14 protein-coding genes are annotated in these 20,114 nt (G+C 63.8%); 4 read left to right on the top strand and 10 right to left on the bottom strand.

Going from position 1 to position 20,114, the window contains the following annotated elements; genetic code table 11:
• The first annotated feature begins 22 nt into the window (after nucleotides 1–22).
• Nucleotides 23–748: a hydroxyacylglutathione hydrolase gene (gloB, locus tag J2D77_RS01260; protein WP_207844312.1), complete on the top strand. Its 726-nt coding sequence runs from the start codon at nucleotides 23–25 to the stop codon at nucleotides 746–748.
• Nucleotides 749–893: 145 nt separating this feature from the next.
• Here gloB and J2D77_RS01255 read toward each other — a convergent pair whose 3' ends face one another.
• Nucleotides 894–2,051: a DUF2125 domain-containing protein gene (locus tag J2D77_RS01255; RefSeq protein WP_207844310.1), complete on the bottom strand. Its 1,158-nt coding sequence runs from the start codon at nucleotides 2,049–2,051 to the stop codon at nucleotides 894–896.
• Nucleotides 2,052–2,426: 375 nt separating this feature from the next.
• Nucleotides 2,427–3,137, bottom strand: a complete 711-nt coding sequence (locus J2D77_RS01250) for a lysophospholipid acyltransferase family protein (RefSeq protein WP_207844978.1) — start codon at nucleotides 3,135–3,137, stop codon at nucleotides 2,427–2,429.
• A 258-nt stretch (nucleotides 3,138–3,395) separates the two neighbouring features.
• Here J2D77_RS01250 and ahcY point away from each other — a divergent pair, with 258 nt between their 5' ends.
• Entirely contained in the window at nucleotides 3,396–4,685 is a 1,290-nt protein-coding gene (ahcY, locus tag J2D77_RS01245; protein WP_207844308.1) for an adenosylhomocysteinase, read from the top strand.
• Nucleotides 4,686–4,844: 159 nt separating this feature from the next.
• On the opposite strand, the gene J2D77_RS01240 is transcribed toward ahcY, so the two are convergent.
• The 3 genes from J2D77_RS01240 to J2D77_RS01230 form a co-directional block, all read right to left on the bottom strand.
• Nucleotides 4,845–7,370, bottom strand: coding sequence for a TonB-dependent siderophore receptor (locus J2D77_RS01240; RefSeq protein WP_207844306.1), 2,526 nt, complete (start codon nucleotides 7,368–7,370; stop codon nucleotides 4,845–4,847).
• A gap of 138 nt (nucleotides 7,371–7,508) precedes the next feature.
• Complete coding sequence (locus J2D77_RS01235; RefSeq protein WP_207844304.1) at nucleotides 7,509–8,501, bottom strand: FecR family protein; 993 nt, start codon at nucleotides 8,499–8,501, stop codon at nucleotides 7,509–7,511.
• A 67-nt stretch (nucleotides 8,502–8,568) separates the two neighbouring features.
• Nucleotides 8,569–9,081, bottom strand: coding sequence for a sigma-70 family RNA polymerase sigma factor (locus J2D77_RS01230; RefSeq protein ID WP_207844302.1), 513 nt, complete (start codon nucleotides 9,079–9,081; stop codon nucleotides 8,569–8,571).
• Between the two features lie 161 nt (nucleotides 9,082–9,242).
• Between J2D77_RS01230 and J2D77_RS01225 the strand changes: the two genes are divergently transcribed.
• Together J2D77_RS01225 and J2D77_RS01220 are read left to right on the top strand one after the other, a co-directional pair.
• The gene (locus J2D77_RS01225) at nucleotides 9,243–10,439 is read left to right on the top strand and encodes a PepSY-associated TM helix domain-containing protein (RefSeq protein WP_207844300.1); all 1,197 of its coding nucleotides are present in this window, start codon (nucleotides 9,243–9,245) and stop codon (nucleotides 10,437–10,439) included.
• Between the two features lie 220 nt (nucleotides 10,440–10,659).
• The gene (locus J2D77_RS01220) at nucleotides 10,660–10,833 is read left to right on the top strand and encodes a hypothetical protein (RefSeq protein ID WP_207844298.1); all 174 of its coding nucleotides are present in this window, start codon (nucleotides 10,660–10,662) and stop codon (nucleotides 10,831–10,833) included.
• A gap of 45 nt (nucleotides 10,834–10,878) precedes the next feature.
• Here J2D77_RS01220 and J2D77_RS01215 read toward each other — a convergent pair whose 3' ends face one another.
• From J2D77_RS01215 to zapE, 5 genes are all read right to left on the bottom strand, one after another.
• Complete coding sequence (locus tag J2D77_RS01215) at nucleotides 10,879–11,871, bottom strand: L,D-transpeptidase (protein WP_230975452.1); 993 nt, start codon at nucleotides 11,869–11,871, stop codon at nucleotides 10,879–10,881.
• A 675-nt stretch (nucleotides 11,872–12,546) separates the two neighbouring features.
• Entirely contained in the window at nucleotides 12,547–14,265 is a 1,719-nt protein-coding gene (lpdA, locus tag J2D77_RS01210) for a dihydrolipoyl dehydrogenase (protein ID WP_207844296.1), read from the bottom strand.
• Nucleotides 14,266–14,345: 80 nt separating this feature from the next.
• Nucleotides 14,346–15,560 carry a 2-oxoglutarate dehydrogenase complex dihydrolipoyllysine-residue succinyltransferase gene (gene odhB / locus J2D77_RS01205; RefSeq protein ID WP_207844294.1) on the bottom strand — a complete coding sequence of 405 codons (1,215 nt, stop codon included), beginning with the start codon at nucleotides 15,558–15,560 and terminating at the stop codon, nucleotides 14,346–14,348.
• Nucleotides 15,561–15,718: 158 nt separating this feature from the next.
• Nucleotides 15,719–18,586: a 2-oxoglutarate dehydrogenase E1 component gene (locus J2D77_RS01200; protein ID WP_207844292.1), complete on the bottom strand. Its 2,868-nt coding sequence runs from the start codon at nucleotides 18,584–18,586 to the stop codon at nucleotides 15,719–15,721.
• 203 nt (nucleotides 18,587–18,789) lie between these two features.
• Nucleotides 18,790–20,010 carry a cell division protein ZapE gene (zapE, locus tag J2D77_RS01195; protein WP_207844290.1) on the bottom strand — a complete coding sequence of 407 codons (1,221 nt, stop codon included), beginning with the start codon at nucleotides 20,008–20,010 and terminating at the stop codon, nucleotides 18,790–18,792.
• Nucleotides 20,011–20,114: the final 104 nt, after the last annotated feature.

The following is a 20,114-nucleotide window of genomic DNA, read 5'->3' as shown; positions in this document are numbered from 1 at the left end:
CCGCATTTCCGGGAGAACCGCCGTGACCCTGCAAATCCACGCCATTCCCGTTCTGTCCGACAATTACGCATGGTTGCTGCACGACAGCACGGAAGGCACCACCGCCATTGTCGACCCCGGAGAGGCAGGGCCTGTGGAACGGGCGATCGAACTGCGGGGTGGCAGGCTGGACCTGATCCTGCTGACCCACCACCACCACGACCATACGGGCGGCACCCAGGCCCTGCGCGAACGCTACGGGGCGCGGGTGATAGGCCCGGCCAGCGAACAGGACCGCATGCCCCGGCTGGATGAAGCCGTAAGGGATGGGGACAGCGTGGCCGTGGGGGCAAGCATGGGCCGCGTTATCGCAACCCCGGGGCACACGCTGGGTCATGTGTGCTATTATTTTTCGGACCCGCCGGTCCTTTTCTGCGGCGATACGCTGTTCAGCCTGGGCTGTGGCCGCCTGTTCGAAGGCACGGCCGCCCAGATGTTCGACAGCCTGCACAGGCTGGACACCCTGCCGCCCGAAACACTGGTGTGCTGCGGGCATGAATATACGCTGAGCAACAGCGCCTTCGCCCGGCATGTGGACCCCGATAACGCAGCCCTGCGCAGCCGGATCGAAACCGTGCGCCGCCTGCGCCATGACGGCCAGCCCACCGTGCCCAGCACATTGGAGATCGAACGCGCCACCAACCCCTTCCTGCGCGCCCCCGATATCCAGACCTTCGCCCGGCTGCGGGCGGAAAAGGACAATTTCTGAGAAGCGGGATTCTGACGCGCCTGATTTTGACGCGCCGGATTCTGACACGACCGGCCCCAACCCGCCGGCTGACGCCCCCCGCTGCATGATTGTGTCGGCGGATTATGCCCCAGGTTATCCGCCACCGGATCATTATCCTGCTGGATCAGTGTCCCGTTGAGTTATTGCCCACCGCGGCATTACTCGCGGCCCGCAGGGCTGGCAGCACGGCGTCAAGCGGCAGCGTGCCCAGCCGCACTTCGCCCGCGCGCAGCATAAGCGGCACGGTGACCGCCCCCGCCTTCATGCCGCTCTGGCTGGCGAGCCTGTCCAGTGCGCCCTCAAACCGGTCCATCTGCGGTTCCGGCACCACGCTCTGCTGTCGCAGCAGGTGGGCCAAAGGCTTCCAGTCACGCAGGGTCAGCCAGAAATCGCCCGTGGGGGCTGCAACGTCACCACCAAGGAAATGGCCCGTCAGCGCAAGGGGAACGCCCCGCCATTGCCCGGACAGGTGCTGCACCAGCAGCGGCGGCCAAACCAGTGGCCGACCGGATTGGGCGATTGGCGGCCTTTCCTCCCCCGCGTTGGGGGCCTGTGGCACAACAAAAGGCCCGGGCATGGAAAACGCTGCCTGCACATGTTCGAATGCGACCTGCCCCGATGGCATCTGCCCGGCAGGAATAATGACCTGCCGCGCTGAAAGGGCGAGCCCCACGGCGCTGGCCTGTGGCGTGGCGTCGGTATTCCACAGGACATGTCCGTCCAGCCCGCGCAGGATAACGCCAAAGGGCAGCACATGCACAAAAGCGGCTTGCACGACACCCTGCCCCGCCCCTGTTGTCAGATGCGGCAGGACCACGTCGATCGGCTCGCCCTCAAGGCGCAACAGGCTGCGCAGGGCGGGCGGCGGCCCCGACTGGAACGCGTTGGGCTGGGGCGGACCAGACTGAAGGATCTGCATTCCGTACACACGCAGGGCCACCCCCGACGGCGCCCAGGGGCTGAGCGTCAGTTCCGCCCGGCTGGCCGCGTAGATCAGCTTGCCCGCCCTGTCCTGCCCCGCGAGCAGGGCGCAGGACAGTGCCGGATGGTCCAGAACGAGCCTGACCCGCCCCATGCCACGGAGTATGGTGCTGCCGTCATGGGTCAGGCGGCAGCCGGCGGGGGGGCGGGTTGCCAGCCGTTCAAGCCGCGTGGTGGCCAGCCTGTCGAACAGGGCATTCGCACCGACAAGGCCTGTCATGGCTACAACACCCAGCACCACTACCCACCGGGCGGTCCTTGATGCCATAAGCCCGGCGAACAGGCTGCTGGCCGCCTTCATGCGCGCTGTCTCATCGGGCGGGCCACACGGCCGGAAAGCTGTGGCGGGTCAGCGTTTTTCCCCAGCCCGGGCAAGATATCCACATTGCGCCAGCAAACCTCTCGCCCTGGGTCGTGAAGGTAGGCGCGGTGCCGTCCCGTGGCGGAAGGCTTGCGAAAATATTGAAAAAATTGCCGCTCCTGCCGTGCAGAAAGCGAATAATTCCATATTCGCCATGCGTTATAAGGATAAATGGTCCTGTCCCGGTTTTTATGCACAGGGCCTGTCCTGCCTGCGCGGATCAGGGCAGAGCACCATTCATCCACAAAGTCATCCACAGAGTCCACATGACATCCGCACGGCCCTGTGGGGCCCGCGCATACGACAATCCGCGCCCTATCCCGCAACGCCAAAACGCTGTTCCAGGCCGCGCCAGCTTTGTTCGATCTGGCCCAGAAGGTCCGCCCGGCGGGCTGGTCCCACGGCCGGGCCGATGGCCACCTGCAACACGCCGGGGCGTTTGAAAAAGGCGTTGCGCCCCCAGAACAGGCCCGAATTGGTGGCCACGGGAATAACCGGCAGCCCCACATGGCTGGACATGGCGGCAATGCCGGGCTTGAGCGCCACATGCTCGCCCGGGAGGGTGCGCGTGCCTTCGGGAAAGATCACGATCTGGCGCCCGGCCTTGATGGCCCTGTCCGTGCCATGCAGCAAAAGGCGCAGGGCCTTGGCCCCCGCCGCGCGCTCGATCGGCATCATGCCCGCCAGCACCAGCATGGGGCCCAGCAGCGGAATGCGCCGCAACTCCCCTTTCATGACATAGCACGGCCGGGGCAGAAGCAGCATCCAGACCAATGTGTCGAAGGCGGACTGGTGTTGCGATGCGATCAGGGCCGGGCCGGATGCGGGCAGGTTCTCAAGCCCGGTCACGCGCACCTGCACCCCGCACAGGGTGCGAAACAGCCACAGCACCGCGCGCGACCACAGCTTGGCATAGGCCAAAGCCTTCGCGCGCATGAACCAGCGGATGGGAAAAGCCCCCACCCCCATGACCCCGGTCAGCACGAACGCGACAACATTGAACAGGATGGAACGAAGCACAACCATGACATGCAACCCGGTATTGCCAGAATTCAACCCAAGCAGGTCCGGCTTGGACACCAGAAAAAAACCATTCTGGCAAGGCTTGGCCCGTATTGCCCTGCGGCCTGCCCCCTCCGCCTGCCCCTGGCCTGCCCTTAGCCTTCCCTCTGGCCATGGCCCCATGGCCCGCCCGGACATACCCCGGGCGCATCGGTTTCATCTGGCCAGCAAACGCCGCAGCCTGTATAGAAACCGACGATCTGCACAGGAAGACAGGACAAGATGACCGACTACAAGGTAAAGGACCTCTCGCTCGCCGAATGGGGCCGCAAGGAAATTTCCATCGCCGAAGGCGAAATGCCCGGCCTGATGGCGCTGCGTGAGGAATTCGGCAAGAGCCAGCCGCTCAAGGGTGCGCGGATCGCCGGTTGCCTGCACATGACCATCCAGACCGCGGTGCTGATCGAAACACTGATCGCGCTGGGGGCCACGGTGCGCTGGTCGTCTTGCAATATCTTCTCCACCCAGGACCATGCCGCAGCCGCCATCGCTGCCGCGGGCATTCCGGTCTTTGCCTGGAAAGGCCTGTCGGAAGAAGATTTCTGGTGGTGTATCGAAGCGACCGTGAAAGGCCCCGACGGCTGGACGCCCAACATGATCCTGGACGACGGCGGTGACCTGACCGTGCTGATGCACGACAAATACCCCGAACTGCTCGACCACGTGCGCGGCCTGTCGGAAGAAACCACCACGGGTGTGCACCGCCTGTGGGAAATGCAGAAAAAAGGCACGCTCAAGGTTCCCGCCATCAACGTGAACGACAGCGTGACCAAGTCCAAGTTCGACAACCTGTATGGCTGCCGCGAAAGCCTGGTGGACGCCATCCGCCGTGGCACGGACGTGATGATGGCCGGCAAGGTCGCCGTCGTGGCCGGGTATGGCGATGTGGGCAAGGGTTCCGCCGCGTCCCTGCGCAACGCGGGCTGCCGCGTGCTGGTGACCGAGGTCGACCCGATCTGCGCCCTGCAGGCCGCCATGGAAGGCTATGAAGTCGTCACCATGGAAGACGCCGCACCGCGTGGCGATATTTTCGTGACCGCGACCGGCAACGTGGATGTGATCACCCTTGATCACATGCGCGCCATGAAGAACCGCGCCATCGTGTGCAACATCGGGCATTTCGACTCCGAAATCCAGATCGACGCGCTGCGCAACTTCACGTGGGACAACATCAAGCCGCAGGTGGATGAGGTCGTGTTCCCCGATGGCAAGCGCCTGATCGTCCTGTCCGAAGGCCGGCTGGTCAATCTGGGCAACGCCACGGGCCATCCGTCCTTCGTCATGTCCGCGTCGTTCACAAACCAGACGCTGGCCCAGATCGAACTGTGGACCGCACCGGAAGGCAAATACGAGGTCAAGGTCTATACCCTGCCCAAGAAGCTGGACGAAAAAGTGGCCTCCCTGCACCTGGCCAAGGTGGGTGCGCATCTGAGCAAGCTGAGCGAAAAACAGGCCGACTATATCGACGTGCCGGTCAACGGCCCGTTCAAGCACGAAGAATACCGCTACTGATCGCCCTGGCTGTGCGTGCCCGGGCCTAACCGGCACGCATAGTTCGGCAGGGGCTTTAAGGGCACACACCTTTGCCCCCGCGCGGGTCCGATAGACGATAAAAAAAAACCGCTCCTTATGGAGCGGTTTTTTTGTGCCCGTTCCGAAAAGATCAGAAGCCTACCAGGTGTAGGTCACCTTGCCGATGACATTGCGGTTGGCACCGATATAGCAACCCGTATCCGCCGATGCGCAACCGGGATAATAGCGCTTGTTCAGCAGGTTCTGGGCCGTGACCTGAAAGAGCATGCCCTTCAGCCGTGGTGCTATGGAATCGAGCGCGTACTGAGCCTGTGCATCCACCAGCGTATAGCTGGGGGTGACATATTCCAGCGTGTTGTCCACCAGCGTATTGCCGTTGTAGCGCACACCCGCGCCAAAGCCGAGCCCGCGCAACGGGCCGTTATGCAGGTCATAATGCCCCCAGATGGAGAATGTCTGCTTGGGAACGGATGTCGGGCGCTCCCCTGTCAGGTCGCCGCTTCCCCTTGTGTAGGCCACGTCCTGGTACGTATAGGCCGCAATGACATTGAGGTTGCGGGTCAGGTCGACATGGGCTTCCACCTCCACCCCGCGTGAGCGAATGCCCCCGGTCTGGATATTGAAGTCCAGATGCTCGGGGTCGGTGGTCAGCACATGGGTCTGCTTGAGATCGTACAGGGCCAGGGTGAAAAAGCCGTTGAAACCATGCGGCTGGTATTTCAGCCCGACTTCGAACTGCCGCCCCCGCGTGGGCCGGAAGGGCGTGCCGTCGAACGACAGGGAATTGGTTGGCTGGAAGGATTCGGCATAATGGAAATAGGGAGAAAGCCCCATGTCGAACGCATAAAGTATGCCGCCGCGCCACGTCGTGGCCTGGTCCGTCTGGTTGAAGCTGCCATCATCCATCACATCCCGCGTGTCGATGCGCGACCAGTCATGCCGCACGCCGCCCTGAACATGCAGCCTGCCCCAGCTCATCTGGTCTTCGGCGTAAATGCCTTCCTGGTTCGTGGTAATGCCCTGGGCCGTGATTTCGGACAGCCCGTCCACCGCCACCCCGTAACTGGGTGAGAACACATCCAGTGCCGGGGCATCGCCTGCGTAAAGATTGGCCGAATCGCGGATGTTCTGCCAGTTGCCACCGATGATGACGTCATGCTTCACCGCCCCAGTGTGGAAATGGCCCAGGATCTGCTCCTCGACCGTCACCGTGTCGAAATGCTCTTCCGATGCATAGGCCTCGCGCTCAAGCGTGCGGTTATCGTCATCGAGCATGCCGCCCGAGGACACCTGCCGGAAAAATGCGCCCACATTCGCGTAGCGGGCCAGCGAACGGAACGTCCAGTTGGGGGCGAACCGGTAGTCCAGATGGTAATTGACGGCCGTCTGGGTGCGGCTATAGGTCTCGAAATTCGGATCGCCCGGGTAGAAATGCGTTGAAATCCGGCCGTTCGGGTTGGGCAGGATGGTGCCCTGCAACGGCGCGGTATCGAAATTGCCACCACGCGGGTCGCGTTGCCAGAAGGCGGAAAGCGTCATGCTCAGCCGCTCATTGGGCGTCCATGTCAGCGAGGGCAGAACACCCACCCGCTCGTTCCGGGTATGCAGGTCCTGCGTGCCCGACGTCGTGGCTGTTGCCGCGATTCGGTAGAGCCACTTGCCCTCCCTGTCGATGGGGCCGCCAAAATCGGCAGTACCGCGCACATAGCCGTACGTTCCCCCTTCGACCGAGACGGAATGAACAGGCGTTGCCACCGGCTGCTTTGTGGTCAGCACAATGGCACCTCCCGGATTGGACTGGCCATACAGGACGGAAGGCGGACCCTTGAGAATATCGATCCGGTCGAGCAGATACGGATCGATCTGCTGGGTTGCGTAATACGCGCCGTTGAACAGGCGCAGGTTGTCGACAAATTCGTCAGCCCCCGCGGCACCCTGGAAACCGCGAATTTCGACCATATCGAAACGGGTCGTATAGCCTGACGCGACATCGCCCGAAACACCGGCATTGTAGCGCAGCGCCTCGGCTATGGTGCGGGCATTCTGCTGATCAAGCTGCGCGCGGGTCACGACCGAGACGGATTCCGGCGTCTCGATCAGCGGCGTGTCGGTCTTGGTGGCGGCGCTGGAATTCTTGGGCACCAGCCCGGCGCGGCGCGACAGGCCGAAAACCGAAATCCGCTCCGCCCATTGTTCATCCGCCAGATCCTTCTTCGAACGCGCCTGGCCTTCCACCCGCACGGGTGCCAGGGCGATGGCCGAACTCGGCCGGGTCAGCACCACCGAACGGGCCCCGGTTTTCTGGTAGGCAATGCCCGTTCCACCCAATAGCTGGGACAAGGCCTGTTCACCGGTCATGCGCCCGGCAACGGCCCCCGATGTCACGCCCGACACGGTCGCACTGTCGAAGGCGATCTGCATGCCGCTCTGTTCACCAAATGCCGCAAGCGCGCGCGGCAGCGACTGGGCCGGAATGTTGAAATACACCGATTGTGACGACGCCCCCGCCCCACCCGATACCCCACCTGATATCCCGCTGGCCGCCACTGCCTGACGCGTGGCAAGGGGGCAGGCAACGGCCAGCAGCAGGGAAGATCCGCAAAGCAGAACGCGCGGGGAATGCCGCACAGCCTTGCGGTGGGAGGGCGGAAAAACACACAGCATGGTTTGGTCCCACGGACGAACGGTTATCAAAAGATGCAAACGAATTGCATTCGCGTATATCCATGTCCGTTGGGGCGTCTGTTTTTTAACGGGGGTGGGTGATTTTTTTTCACGCGGCCGCATGGCCGGGCAGATGGATCAGGGTTTTGCAGGCCCCGGCAAAGCCAAGACAAAGCCCGCGGGCAGCGAGACAAGCCGCCCCCCATGCACTGCGCAAAGCGCTTGCAGCGCCTCCAGCGGGCGGTGAAGGTCATAAACACCGCCGATCGGCGTCCTGTCCCGGCCCAGCCCGTGTGTCAGGACCGTTCCAGGGTAATAGCGCCCCAGCACATCCACCGCTTCGGACAATGTAAGCCCGTCCAGCACCAGATGGCCCGACTGCCATGACCCCACGCTGTCGGGATCGACCTGGCTGCTGCCGACCCGGCCTGTCTGCCGGTCCAGCGTCCATTGCTGGCCGGCATTCAGGCGGCGGGGGATGTCCGCAGCCGTGCGGGAGACACTGACAACCCCTTCGCGAACAGCAACGGCCACGTGCGGCCCCGCCATGCGCACATCGAAAGCCGTGCCGATATCGCGGGTGGTGACACCCCCCGCCGTGACGGCAAAACCGCGTGCCCCGTCATGCGCGACCCTGAAAAAGGCTTCCCCCGCCAGAAGGGCCACGCCACGCTCTTTGGCGGAATACCGTAACGCGATGGCCGATCGCGCCGCCAGAACGACGGATGAGCCGTCGGCCAGGACGATGGTGCGGGTCTCGCCCGTTGTCGTGTAGTAATCGGCTTGCCAACGCAGCAGAAAATCCGGCGGGGCAAAAGCCAGGAGACAGGCCAGGACGGGCACGATCGCACAGGCCGCAAGCCGCAGGGCCCGCCCCCCGACCGTGTGGGGCGGTGGCGCGGGTAACGGCCCGACTGGGTAATCGGGGGGTGCCGTATTATCCGCCAGCATGGCCGTGGCGCCCCAGACCTGCTCCATCTTGCGCCAGGCCCGATCATGACGCGCATCCAGCCCGCGCCAGGCTTCGAATTCCGCTGCCAGGCCCGCGTCATGCGGGTTCTCGTGCAGGCGGATTTTCCAGGTGGCCGCCTCCAGCATCGCACTATCGGCCTTGCGGTTCTGTGTGCTCATGCACGGGCACTCCCGCTAACCCGCACGTTCAGGCGCAGACTGTTTCCCCGCAAGGGGGGCTGATGCATCATGGTTCCGCATCCGGCAGGGCAGCGGCACAGGCGACCAGCGCGATCTGGATCATCTTGTGAACACGCGGGGTGGATACGTCCAGAACGCAGGCGATTTCGTGCAAGGTGTAGCCGCCGATACGGTACATCTCGAAAGCACGGCGCGTGCGGGGGGGCAATGCCGCCAGCGCCTGTGCGACAGTGTCCAGCTCCTGCCTGTGTGCCAGTTGCGTTTCCGGGCAGGGGGTGCTTGCACCGCTGACCGCCAGCATGGCGTGGTCGATCGGGGTGGGAACCTGCCTGCGGGCCGCCCGCATATGATCGAATGCCAGGCGACGAACGATGGTTGTCAGGTAGGCAAGCGGGCTGAAAACGACCACGCCCTGCTTTCTGGCCGAGGCAAGCTGGATAAAGGCGTCCTGGACGATGTCCTCCGCATGGGCGGTGCACCCGACCATCGAGGCCGCAAGCGAGACAAAACGCGGGCGGTTGGCAAGATAGGCTTCCAGAAGGCGATCGGTGGACACCACGGCCTGAAGTTTCCCTGACAGAGTACTCCAGCAGCGCTGTGCCGCCCCTGGGCTCCGCCTGTGCGGGGTGCCCGAAGCGGGAGCAGGCACGTCTTTTATATGCGATTTATTCTTAGTTGCTTCTATTGCCCCTTTTTGCCCGACATGGCAAGCCGTGGGGAATGGCTGTCCTGACCCTGAAAACCATTCGCCCCACCCTTGTGCGGATGCACCGCTATACGGGCCTGCTCCTGGCCGCCATCCTGTTCACGGCTGGCCTGACGGGAAGCCTGTGCGCTTTCCAGGGCGAGATCGACGCCGCACTCAATCCCGATCTGTTCAGGGCCGCCCACCCTGACGGGCATCTGGCACTCTCCCACGTGGTGTCGCGCCTGAACGCGCAACGCCCGGCCGCACAAATTACCGCCCTGCTCTACCGGCCCGCACCCGGCCACGCGATCGAGGCCTTCGCCACCGAAGACAGGCCCGGCCAGCCAGCCCCGCTCGAGACCGAAATTTTCCTAGATCCGTCCGATGGCACAATCCAGGGAATGCGCGCGACGGAAGGCTGCTGCCTCAACCGCCGGGCCCTGATGCCGTTTTTATACCGGGTTCATTATTCGCTCGACCTGGGCAGGACCGGCACATGGATCATGGGGCTGAGTGCGATCCTGTGGTCGGTCGACTGCGTTGTCGGGCTGATCCTGACACTGCCCCCCCGCCCTGCGCCTCTGCGCCCGGCAGGGTTCTGGCGCCGGTGGGGCAAAAGCTGGAAGATTGCCATGGGGCGGTCATCGATCAGGCTCGCCTTCGACCTGCATCGGGCCATCTCCCTGTGGCTGCTGATCGTCCTGCTGGGTGTGGCTATCAGCGGTGTGGCGCTGGCTTTGGGTGATGAAATTTTCAATCCCGTCGTGCGGGCCGTCCTGCCCACAACCCCACCGATCGCGGCAGTACAGGCCGACACACCACCGCCACGCGCCGTCACGCTTGATGAGGCCGAAGCCATAGCCGCGGCGTTTACCCGCACCCATGGCGATCGGGAACCACCCGCCGCAGTGCTGCTGGCCCCCGACGGATCGAGCGCTACGTTCTATCTTTTCAGCCATAACGGCGCCCCGCCACCCGGCCTGGGCAGTGCGCGGCTGAGCGTGGACCTGAAAACAGGCCGAGTCACCGAAGCGGAGATTCCCGGCCAGGGCAGGCTCGGCAATCTGGTTCTTCAGATGCAGTTCCCCTGGCATAGCGGGGAAATTGCCGGGCTTTTCGGGCGAATCGTCATCTGCACATCAGGCCTTGCGGTCTGCGTGCTTACGGTTACGGGCGTCATGATCTGGTGGCGCAAGCGCAAACCCGCAAGAACGCGGCACCCACGCTGAATTTCAAAACCCGCAAATCTTTCTACGCCATTCGCTGGACGCTCCGTCACGAGGTCATGCCGCCCCCAGGCGGTGTTACGACCACGGGGCAGCAGGGAGGCCACGGCTGTGAGGGATTCATATTGGAGGCCCACCACTTTCGCGGATCGGTGCTGTGGAAACCGCCAGCCGCCCGGCAGGGCCGTGCCAGCACGGTTCGAACCACCTGCCACCCCGATGCATGAGCCGATCCGGCGGGCTGGTGGCTGGTGGCTGGTGGCTGGTGGCTGGTGGCTGGTGGCTGGTGGCTGGTGGCTGGTGGCTGGTGGCTGGTGGCTGGTGGCTGGTGGCTGGTGGCTGGTGGCTGGTGCAAAAATCAGCAGCGCGGAACCGGCAAGTGATTTTTCACGCCTGACCCGGGCCGCCACACCGGGCAGGGGCGGTTTCCGATACCGTTCCCTTACCCGTTGGCCGGTGCCCTGTGCGCTGCCTCATCCCGCAGGCCCGCCGTTTTTCTGGCGTCCGCAGGGGGTGGGGCGGTATCCAGCACCAGCACGGCCAGCCCCGCCAAGGGCGAGGGCGTTCTGTCAGGCCGCAGCAGGGCGCGAAAACGCCGGTCCACCGCCGCCTTCTGTTCGTAGGCGACATCCAGCAGGCCGTGCCGGTCCAGAAAGACATTCAGCGTTGCGGGAATGCGAATACACCCTTCGGATGCGGTGCGGCCTAAACGGCGTTCCAGAAAATCGGGGTCGGTCGCGTGCATTTCAAGCCGGATCTGCCCTTTTTCGCGGCTGGGCAGCCAGCCTTTTTCCGCCCATTGCCACCCGAAATCCCACACGCGCATGCCCTTCGCACCAATGCCCCTGATCCCGTTCTCGTTCTTGGTACCCAAAGCGCGATAGCCCAGCCGATCCGCCGTGTTGGTGAAAATCCCGGTCGGGGTGATGTAGTAATATTTGCGTCCCGTCGTGCCGGTTGAAACACGCGTGCCGCCAATGACCTGCCAGTCCGCCTGGCCGGGCATGACCAGCAACAGGCACAGGCGCTGCACGGCCGGGTTGCGGTCAACCACGATCATGACCTGGGGCCGGTCTATCACGTAACCGGCCTGCTCGACCTGCTGGCGCGCCAGTGCGATCCACTGTGCCTGCTGCTCCGCCGTCAGATGCAGCGCCACGGGAACTTCCCTGTGAAAATCCGCACGCAGCCGCATGGCTTCTTCGAACGCCTGGCCCTCATCCAGCATGGGAATGGGGGGAAGAGGAACCTCCGCCCCTGGCGCGGGAGAACCGGCGGCCACATCCGAAGGTGGCAACGCGGATGCCGGCGGTGGCAGGAGCGGGGCCGACTGATCCAGACCCGGCGCGGCTTGGGGCGGCGGGGTCTGGGCTGATGGGGTCTGGGCTGGTGGGGTCTGACCCGACTGGGCCTGAACCGGCGGCAGCGGCGGCAAAGGCTGAGCCTGAACCGAACGGGACGCTGAGGGAGCCTGAACCGCGCCATATACGGGCTGCGACACCGGAGCCGGGGACTGAGCCGCATAGGCGGACGGAGACGGCAGCCCAAACCGGGACTCCGGCTGAGCCTGCGCCGACGTGGATGCCTGTGCGGATGCCTGCGCCAATGACGCTGCGGGCGGAGTGGCCAGCCCCGGCTGTGGCGTGGCTGTCAGCGTAGGGGAAGGCAATGCGGCATGCGCGACCTCCGAACCCGAAGCCGGTATGACCGGGCGAGAAGGGGACGGCAGCGGTGGCAAGGGCACCGAAGGCGGAACCGGCCGGGGTGTCAGCGGTAACGTGGAAGGGCTGGCTGGCGAGGTCGGATGTGACAAAGCCGCCGGAGCAGATGCCGCCCCGCCCACCGGCGCCGACCAGCCTGCCCCCACATCCCCATCGGGGAAAAACGCAGGCGGGGGCTGCCCGGAATCGGTTTTGGGGCGGCTGGCCACCCCGTTTGCCGGGGCGGGGCTTGAAAGGGCGGGCGCGGTCGCGGTCTGTGCTACCGCCGGCATGGCCTGCACGGCCAGCAGGCCGCCAACCGCCAGACATTTCAGCGTATTCATGCCGTAGTCTCTCCCGCAATCCAGTCAGCAGAGACTACGCCATTTCTTCTAACAGGAGAAAAACAATCACATATTCAATGCACGATTATCGGCAGCCAGGGCAGCTTCCTTCACGGCTTCGCTCAGTGTCGGATGCGCGTGGCAGACACGGCCGATATCTTCGGCGGACGCGCCGAATTCGATCGCCATGGTTGCCTCGGCAATCAGCTCACCCGCCGCCGGGCCGATGATGTGCACACCCAGAACGCGATCGGTCTGCTTGTCAGCCAGCACTTTGACAAAGCCGTCCGTCATGCCCAGGGCGCGGGCGCGGCCATTGGCCAGGAACGGAAACTTCCCGACCTTGTAGGCCACGGATTTTTCCTTGAGCTGCTCTTCCGTAAAGCCGACGGACGCCACTTCAGGCCAGGTGTAGATCACGCCGGGAATGGCGTCGTAATTCACATGCCCCGCCTGCCCGGCCAGAATTTCGGCCAGGGCCACGCCTTCTTCCTCGGCTTTGTGGGCGAGCATGGGGCCCGCGATCACGTCGCCAATGGCGTAAATGCCCGGAACACTGGTGGCGAAATGGGCATCCACTTCCACACGGCCACGCTTGTCCAGCGCAATGCCGGCTTCTTCCAGCCCCATGTTCTTGCTGGCCGCGGTCCGGCCCACGGCCACCAGAACCACATCGGCTTCAAGCGTTTCAACCGTGCCACCGGCGGAAGGTTCGATGCTCAGCACCACACCTTTCTTGGTTTTTTCGGCCTTTGTCACCTTGTGGCCCAGCTTCATCTTGAAGCCCTGCTTGACCAGCAGCTTCTGGAACTGGGTGGCGATCTCGTTATCCGTGCCGGGCACCAGACGGTCGAGGAATTCCACAACCGTCACATCCGCACCCAGGCGGCTCCAGACACTGCCAAGCTCAAGCCCGATCACGCCGCCGCCGATCACCACCATGCGCTTGGGCACTTCGGACAGTTCCAGCGCACCCGTGGAGGTGACGATAACCTTCTCATCCACCTCGATCCCCGGCAGGTTCGCACTGTCGCTGCCGCTGGCGATGATGATGTGCTTGGCGGTCACCGGCTTGCCGTCCACGCTCAGGCGGCCCGTGCCTTCGACCTTGCCGTGGCCTTTCAGCCAGGTAATGCCGTTTTTCTTGAACAGGAATTCGACACCCTTCACGTTGGCGCCGACAATTTCCGCCTTGCGGGCCTGCATGCGGGCCAGGTCGAGCTTCACGCTGTCGATCACCACGCCATGGGTCGCGAAATCATGCCCCGCCGCGTGATAGTTTTCGGAAGACTGCAACAGCGCCTTGGACGGAATGCACCCGACATTCAGGCACGTGCCGCCCAGCGTCGCGCGCTGTTCGACGCAGGCCACCTTGAAACCAAGCTGCGCTGCGCGAATGGCGCACACATACCCGCCCGGCCCGGCCCCGATCACGACCACGTCGTAATCGGTTTCGGCAGGGGCCGGTGTTGCGGCAGCCGGTGCGGGGGCAGCGGCCTTGGGCGCTTCGGCCTTGGGGGCGGGGGCTGCCGGCGCAGCACCTGCGGCACCCGCTTCGAGCGTTGCCAGCACGGCACCCACTTCAACCTCGTCGCCTTCCTTCACGGCGTGGCTGACCAGCCGACCGGAGGCAGGGGCGGGAACCTCGACACTGACCTTGTCGGTCTCGAGTTCTACAATCGGTTCGTCTTCCTTGACGGCGTCACCCGGCTGCTTGAGCCACTTCCCCACCGTGGCAGTGGTAACACTTTCGCCAAGGGTGGGTACTTTGATTTCAGTCGGCATGGATCTTGTCTCGCTCACGTTTGGGGGCAGAAAGGAACAGGCCGGGCGCGCGTCTGGTGCGCCACCCGGCCGGGCCGGCCTCAGACCACAATCAGCAGGCGGCGCGGGTCTTCCACATTCTGCTTCAGCCTTACCAGGAAGCTGACAGCTTCCTTGCCATCCACAATACGATGGTCATAGGAAAGGGCCACATACATCATCGGGCGGATGACAACCTGCCCGTTCACCGCCACCGGGCGTTCCTGGATGGAGTGCATGCCCAGGATACCGGACTGCGGCGCATTCAGGATCGGGGTGGACAGCAGGGAGCCGTAGATCCCGCCATTGGTGATGGAGAAGGTGCCACCCGAAAGTTCATCAAGCTTGAGCGTGCCTTCACGCGCGGCCTTGCCGAACCCCGCAATGGTTTTCTCGATCTGGGCGTAACCCATCTTGTCCGCGTCACGGATGACGGGAACAACCAGCCCGTTGGGGCCACCGACCGCAATGCCAAGATTGACGAAGTCGCGATAGATCACGTCTTCCCCATCGATTTCGGCATTGATGGCGGGGAATTCCTTGAGGGCCGCAATGACAGCGCGCGAGAAAATGGACATGAAGCCCAGCTTCACGCCATGCTTCTTCACGAAGCTTTCCTGATATTCGGCACGCAGCGCCATCGCGCCCGACATGTCGATCTCGTTGAACGTCGTCAGCATGGCCGCCGTGTTCTGCGCTTCCTTCAGGCGGCGGGCGATGGTGCGGCGCAGGCGCGTCATTTTCACGCGTTCTTCGCGCGGGTCGTCATTGCGCGGCGGCTTGGGTGCTGCTGCGGGGGCCGTGGCCTGCGGCTGCGCCAGAAAGCCCAGCACGTCGCCCTTGGTCACGCGGCCGCCAAGGCCCGTGCCCTGGCCAAGCTGCTGGGCATTCAGGCCGTTTTCGGCCATCAGCTTGCGGGCGGCAGGCAAAGCAGCCGCGGCATCGACCGCGGGGGCCGCCTTGGGGGCGGGGGCTGGCGCGGGTGCCGGAGCCGCCTTTTTCTCGGGAGCAGCAGCCTTGGGGGCTGTGGTGCCCGCGGCACCGGGTTCGAGCGTGGTCAGCAGCGCACCCACTTCCACTTCGTCACCTTCCTTGGCGGCCTGCGGGCCGAGTGCTCCGGCCTGCGGCGCGGACACTTCCACACTGACCTTATCGGTTTCAAGTTCGACAATCGGTTCGTCTTCCTTCACCGCTTCACCAGGCTGCTTCAGCCATTTGGCGACTGTCGCGGTTGTCACGCTCTCACCCAGTGTCGGCACCTTGATCTCGACTGACATCCTGTTCCCCATTTCTTTTCAGAAATCCCTGACACGGCGCGCCATTTTTTCGCGCCGCACCAGTCCTGTCACCCGTGCTGGGCACGGGTGGCCCATGAATTGACGTATTCTCCGACCCGCGCTTTAGCCTTGCACGGGCCGGTGTTTCAGACCCGGTCTCAGGCCGTGGTTTTCAGCCCGAGTGCCCGTGCAACCAGATCGGCCTGCTCGGCCGCATGAATGCTGGCAAGGCCGGTCGCGGGGCTGGCGGCAGCCGCACGCCCGATATAGCTGGGCCGCCCCGCCTTGTGCCCGGCCTTGAGCAGAGCGCCCTCGATCCGCCGATCGACAAAATACCAGGCACCCCCGTTCTCCGTTTCTTCCTGACACCAGATGATATCTGCTTCAGGATAGCGCTTCAGCTCCGCTGCGAGAGCCTCTTCGGGGAAGGGGTAGAGTTGTTCCAGACGCAGGATGGCGACATCCTTGATCCCTTTTTCGCGGCGTTCGGCCAGTAGGTCGTAATAGACCTTGCCCGAGCACAGCACGACGCGACGGATCTTGGCATCGGGGTCCAGCGTGTCGATTTCGGGCAGGACCGGCGTAAAGCGCGTGCCCGGACCGAAATCCGCCAGGGCGGAAACGGCAAGCTTGTGACGGAGCAGGGATTTCGGCTCCATCAGGATCAGCGGCTTGCGGTAATCCAGCTTCAACTGCCGGCGCAGGGCGTGGAAGTAGTTGGCCGGCGTGGTGATGTTGCAGACAAACATGTTGTCTTCAGCACAGAGTTGCAGATACCGCTCAAGCCGGGCGGAGGAGTGTTCAGGCCCCTGCCCTTCGTAGCCATGGGGCAGCAGCATGACCAGGCCGGACATGCGCAGCCACTTGGTTTCGCCCGAGGCGACGAACTGGTCGATGATCACCTGCGCGCAGTTCGCGAAGTCACCGAACTGGGCTTCCCACAGGACGAGGTTCTGCGGGTTGCGCAGCGAATAGCCGTATTCGAAACCCAGCACGCCATATTCGGACAGGAGCGAGTTCCAGATCTCGATCTTCGCCTTGCTGCCTTCGATGGAATTCAGCGGCGTGAACTGCGTCTGGTTGACCTGGTCGGTCCAGGTCGCATGACGCTGGCTGAACGTGCCGCGCTGGCAGTCCTCACCCGACAGGCGCACGCGGTGGCCTTCGACCAGCAGCGAGCCAAAGCCCAGTGCCTCGCCCGTGGCCCAGTCGAAGCCTTCGCCCGAGCTGAACATGGCGGCCTTGGCCTTGAGCTGACGCGCGATCTTGGAGTTCAGGTTGAAGTCCGCCGGAACCGTGGTGATGGCGACACCGATCTTGCGCAGCACGTCCTCGGACACGCCGGTTTCGGGGAAAGCCTTCTCGGACTTGTGGCCCGGGGCGGTCATGCCCTTCCAGCCACCTTCCAGCCAGTCTGCCTTGTTGACCTTGTAGGACTGGGCGGCCTTGTAGTCTTCGTCCAGCTTTTCCTGGAACGCATCCCACTGGGCCTGCACTTCGGCTTCGGTCGCGGCCCCGACCTGGACAATGCGCTTGGCATACAGGGCATGCGGCGTTTCGTGGCTGGCAATGGCCTTGTACATCACCGGCTGGGTGAAGACCGGCTCATCCGTCTCGTTATGGCCGTGGCGACGATAGCAGACGATATCGAGCACGATGTCCGAAGCGAATTTCTGGCGATAATCCGCCACCAGGCGCGATGCGTAGATCACGGCTTCGGCGTCGTCGCCATTCACGTGCAGGACGGGCGCGTTGATGGACTTGGCAATATCGGTGCCACGCAGGCCCGAATGCCCGCATTCCGGGTTGGTGGTGAAGCCGACCTGGTTGTTCACCACGATATGGATGCTGCCACCCGTCCGGTAACCGGGCAGTTGCGACATGGCGAAGGTTTCATACACGATTCCCTGGCCTGCGAAGGCGGCGTCACCATGAATGACGATGGCCATGGAATTGTGACGGCCTTCGGTATCGCCCGAATCATCCTGGATGGCGCGCACCTTGCCGCACACGACCGTATCCACCGCCTCGAGATGCGAGGGGTTGGGCTGGAGCGAGATATGGACCGGCTTGCCGCCCACTTCCACATCGGTCGAGGAACCCAGATGGTATTTGACGTCGCCCGAACCATCGACATTGTCAGGCTTGAAGGAGCCGCCCGCGAATTCGTTGAAAATCGCCACATAGGGCTTGCGCACGACGTTGACGAGCGTGTTCAGGCGGCCGCGATGGGCCATGCCGATGGCAACCGAGGTCACGCCCTGGCTGGCGGCCTGGTCGATGATGGCATGCAGCGAGGGAATGGAAATTTCGCCGCCTTCAAGACCAAAGCGCTTCGCGCCCACATAGCGCTTCTGGCAGAAGGCTTCGAACCCTTCGGCTTCCGTCAGGTTCTTGAGAATGCTCTTGCGTTCCGCGACCGAGACATTGGCCTGCCAGTTATCGCCCTCGAGCCGCTGGCGGAACCATTCGCGCTGTTCATGCGTAGGGGCCTGCATGTATTCCGCACCGATCGTGCCGCAATACACGCCGCGCAGCGCCGCGATGATGTCCTTGACCTTCGCCGTCGTCTTGCCCGACAGCAAAGGCTCCATCAGCGAGCCCATGAACACTTCGCGGTCCAGGTCCTTTTCGCCAAAACCGTAGCTGGCGGGGTCCAGTTCCTCGTGCTTGGCGGGAACTTTCAGGCCCAGCGGGTCCAGGCTCGCTTCAAAGCTGCCGTATTCGCGATAGGCGCGGATCAGGCGCGCGACGGCCAGGCTGTCCTGCGCGGAAAGCCCGCCCACGGCAGCACCCTTGGGTGCGGGTGCGGGTTCGTCCCCCGTGATGATGGACGCCCGGGGCGCCCAGGATGCACCGATCGCGTCCTGCAGCACGGCGGCTTCGTCATCCCCCAGCGAACTGAAGAGAATATCGAACGACGGATCAACGCTGGCGGGGTCCTTGACCCACTGGGCGTACAGATCCGCAAGGTAAGCGATATTGGCACCGTTCAATGCGGTTGCCAGCATGTCCGTGACCGCCATCTTACATTCCTCTTTGCTGCGGATCCTGTCCGCGCTGCTGACCAGATAGTTTGTCACACGCCAAGGTAAGGCAGACCATCTTTACTCCCGCTCCGGGCCGGAACCCCGAGCGCCCTTGAAATCCTGCGCCGGACCCTGCTGGCCCGGCCGCTGTGTTCCAAAGAGCTAGACCCGCCCTGTCGCGGGAACAAGATCGGCTTCTGTCACGCTCTAGAGAGGCTATGGGCTGCCTGGGCTGCCTGGGCGCCATGTTCGAGCCAGCTTTCGCTTCCCATTTCCGCCAGACGTGATGCGGTACGGGCGAATGCATCGGAACCTTCGCCCTGCGTAAACAGCTTGTCGGGCGGGGCTTCCGCTGACGCAAACAGCAGATTTCCGTTGTCGTACAAGGCATCGATCAGGGTAATGAAGCGCCGGGCCAGATTGGCATCGTCCTGGCCCATGCAGGGAATGTTCTCGATCACGACAACCGGAAAGCGCCTGGCGAGGGCGAGATAATCGTTCGGTCCAAGTGGCTTGCCACACAAAGAGTTGAAATCGAACTGGCACACGGGCCCCGCCGCCTGTTCGATCTCGAAGCTGCGCCCGCTGTATTGCAGCGTGACCGGCGCGATCTTCTGCCCGGCCGCATAACGCTGGAACACGCGCTGGAGTTGCTGGTGCGCACGGGAATCCGCCGGGACCACCCAGGTTTCCTGGTCCTGCTCGCGCCCACGGCGGTAATCGCGCGGCGAATCCAGTTCGATCGTATCAAGCTCGCGCCGGATGATGGCGATGAACGGCTTGAACGCATCCGCCCCGGGGCGGTTCTGGAACAGTTGTGACGGCTCGGTGTTGGATGTGGCGACAATGACCACCCCGCAGGCGAACAGGGCTTCGAACAGGCGGCCCAGGATCATCGCGTCGGCAATGTCGTTCACCTGGAATTCGTCAAAGCACAGGAGCCGCGCGCGGGAGGCAATGCTTTTGGCCAGCGGCGGGATGGGGTCGGCCATGTTGGGGTTGTCGCGCTTGAGTTCGAACAGCCTCTGGTGCACGTCCTGCATGAAGCGCAGGAAATGCAGGCGTTCCTTCTGGCGCACCGGCGCGCAGGCATAGAACAGGTCCATGACCATGGTCTTGCCGCGCCCCACCCGGCCGACGATATACAGCCCGCGTGGGCGGGCGGGCTGGGACGTTGCCGCCTGCGGGCGCAGCCGGTTGACCAGCCCCGAGAACAGGCCGCGTGCCCCGGTTTCCGCCGGGGGTGGGGGGGGCTGGTCCGGCATGGTGGCAAGTTCGCGCCACAACTGGTCGAGCCGTTCGATCACACGGGCCTGGTCCGGATCGCTATTGAGTTCACCCGCCGCCACACGCTGCCGGTAAACCGCCAATGGCCCCTGCCGTGTGCTGGCGGCAGGCGCGCTCATGTCTGTCTGTATCATAACTTGCCCGATACCGGCAGGAGAGCGCCTTTCGCAAGCGTCCTGACCTCTCCTAACCGTGTCGTGACAGGAAGAAGCGCCTCTGCTGCACTTATTCTACCCGC

Origin of the sequence: Acetobacter garciniae, assembly GCF_017377735.1 — a bacterium.
GTDB lineage: Bacteria > Pseudomonadota > Alphaproteobacteria > Acetobacterales > Acetobacteraceae > Acetobacter > Acetobacter garciniae.
Note: the sequence above shows the minus strand (reverse complement) of the source record. Positions and strands in the feature narration are given on the sequence as shown.

Bases quoted from the DNA above. Each gene is read 5' to 3' on its own strand.
- J2D77_RS01255 (WP_207844310.1), bottom strand. From the start codon at position 2,051: ATGAAGGCGGCCAGCAGCCTGTTCGCCGGGCTTATGGCATCAAGGACC.
- J2D77_RS01250 (WP_207844978.1), bottom strand. From the start codon at position 3,137: ATGGTTGTGCTTCGTTCCATCCTGTTCAATGTTGTCGCGTTCGTGCTG.
- ahcY (WP_207844308.1), top strand. From the start codon at position 3,396: ATGACCGACTACAAGGTAAAGGACCTCTCGCTCGCCGAATGGGGCCGC.
- J2D77_RS01240 (WP_207844306.1), bottom strand. From the start codon at position 7,370: ATGCTGTGTGTTTTTCCGCCCTCCCACCGCAAGGCTGTGCGGCATTCC.
- J2D77_RS01235 (WP_207844304.1), bottom strand. From the start codon at position 8,501: ATGAGCACACAGAACCGCAAGGCCGATAGTGCGATGCTGGAGGCGGCC.
- J2D77_RS01225 (WP_207844300.1), top strand. From the start codon at position 9,243: ATGGCTGTCCTGACCCTGAAAACCATTCGCCCCACCCTTGTGCGGATG.
- J2D77_RS01220 (WP_207844298.1), top strand. From the start codon at position 10,660: ATGAGCCGATCCGGCGGGCTGGTGGCTGGTGGCTGGTGGCTGGTGGCT.
- lpdA (WP_207844296.1), bottom strand. From the start codon at position 14,265: ATGCCGACTGAAATCAAAGTACCCACCCTTGGCGAAAGTGTTACCACT.
- odhB (WP_207844294.1), bottom strand. From the start codon at position 15,560: ATGTCAGTCGAGATCAAGGTGCCGACACTGGGTGAGAGCGTGACAACC.
- J2D77_RS01200 (WP_207844292.1), bottom strand. From the start codon at position 18,586: ATGGCGGTCACGGACATGCTGGCAACCGCATTGAACGGTGCCAATATC.
- zapE (WP_207844290.1), bottom strand. From the start codon at position 20,010: ATGATACAGACAGACATGAGCGCGCCTGCCGCCAGCACACGGCAGGGG.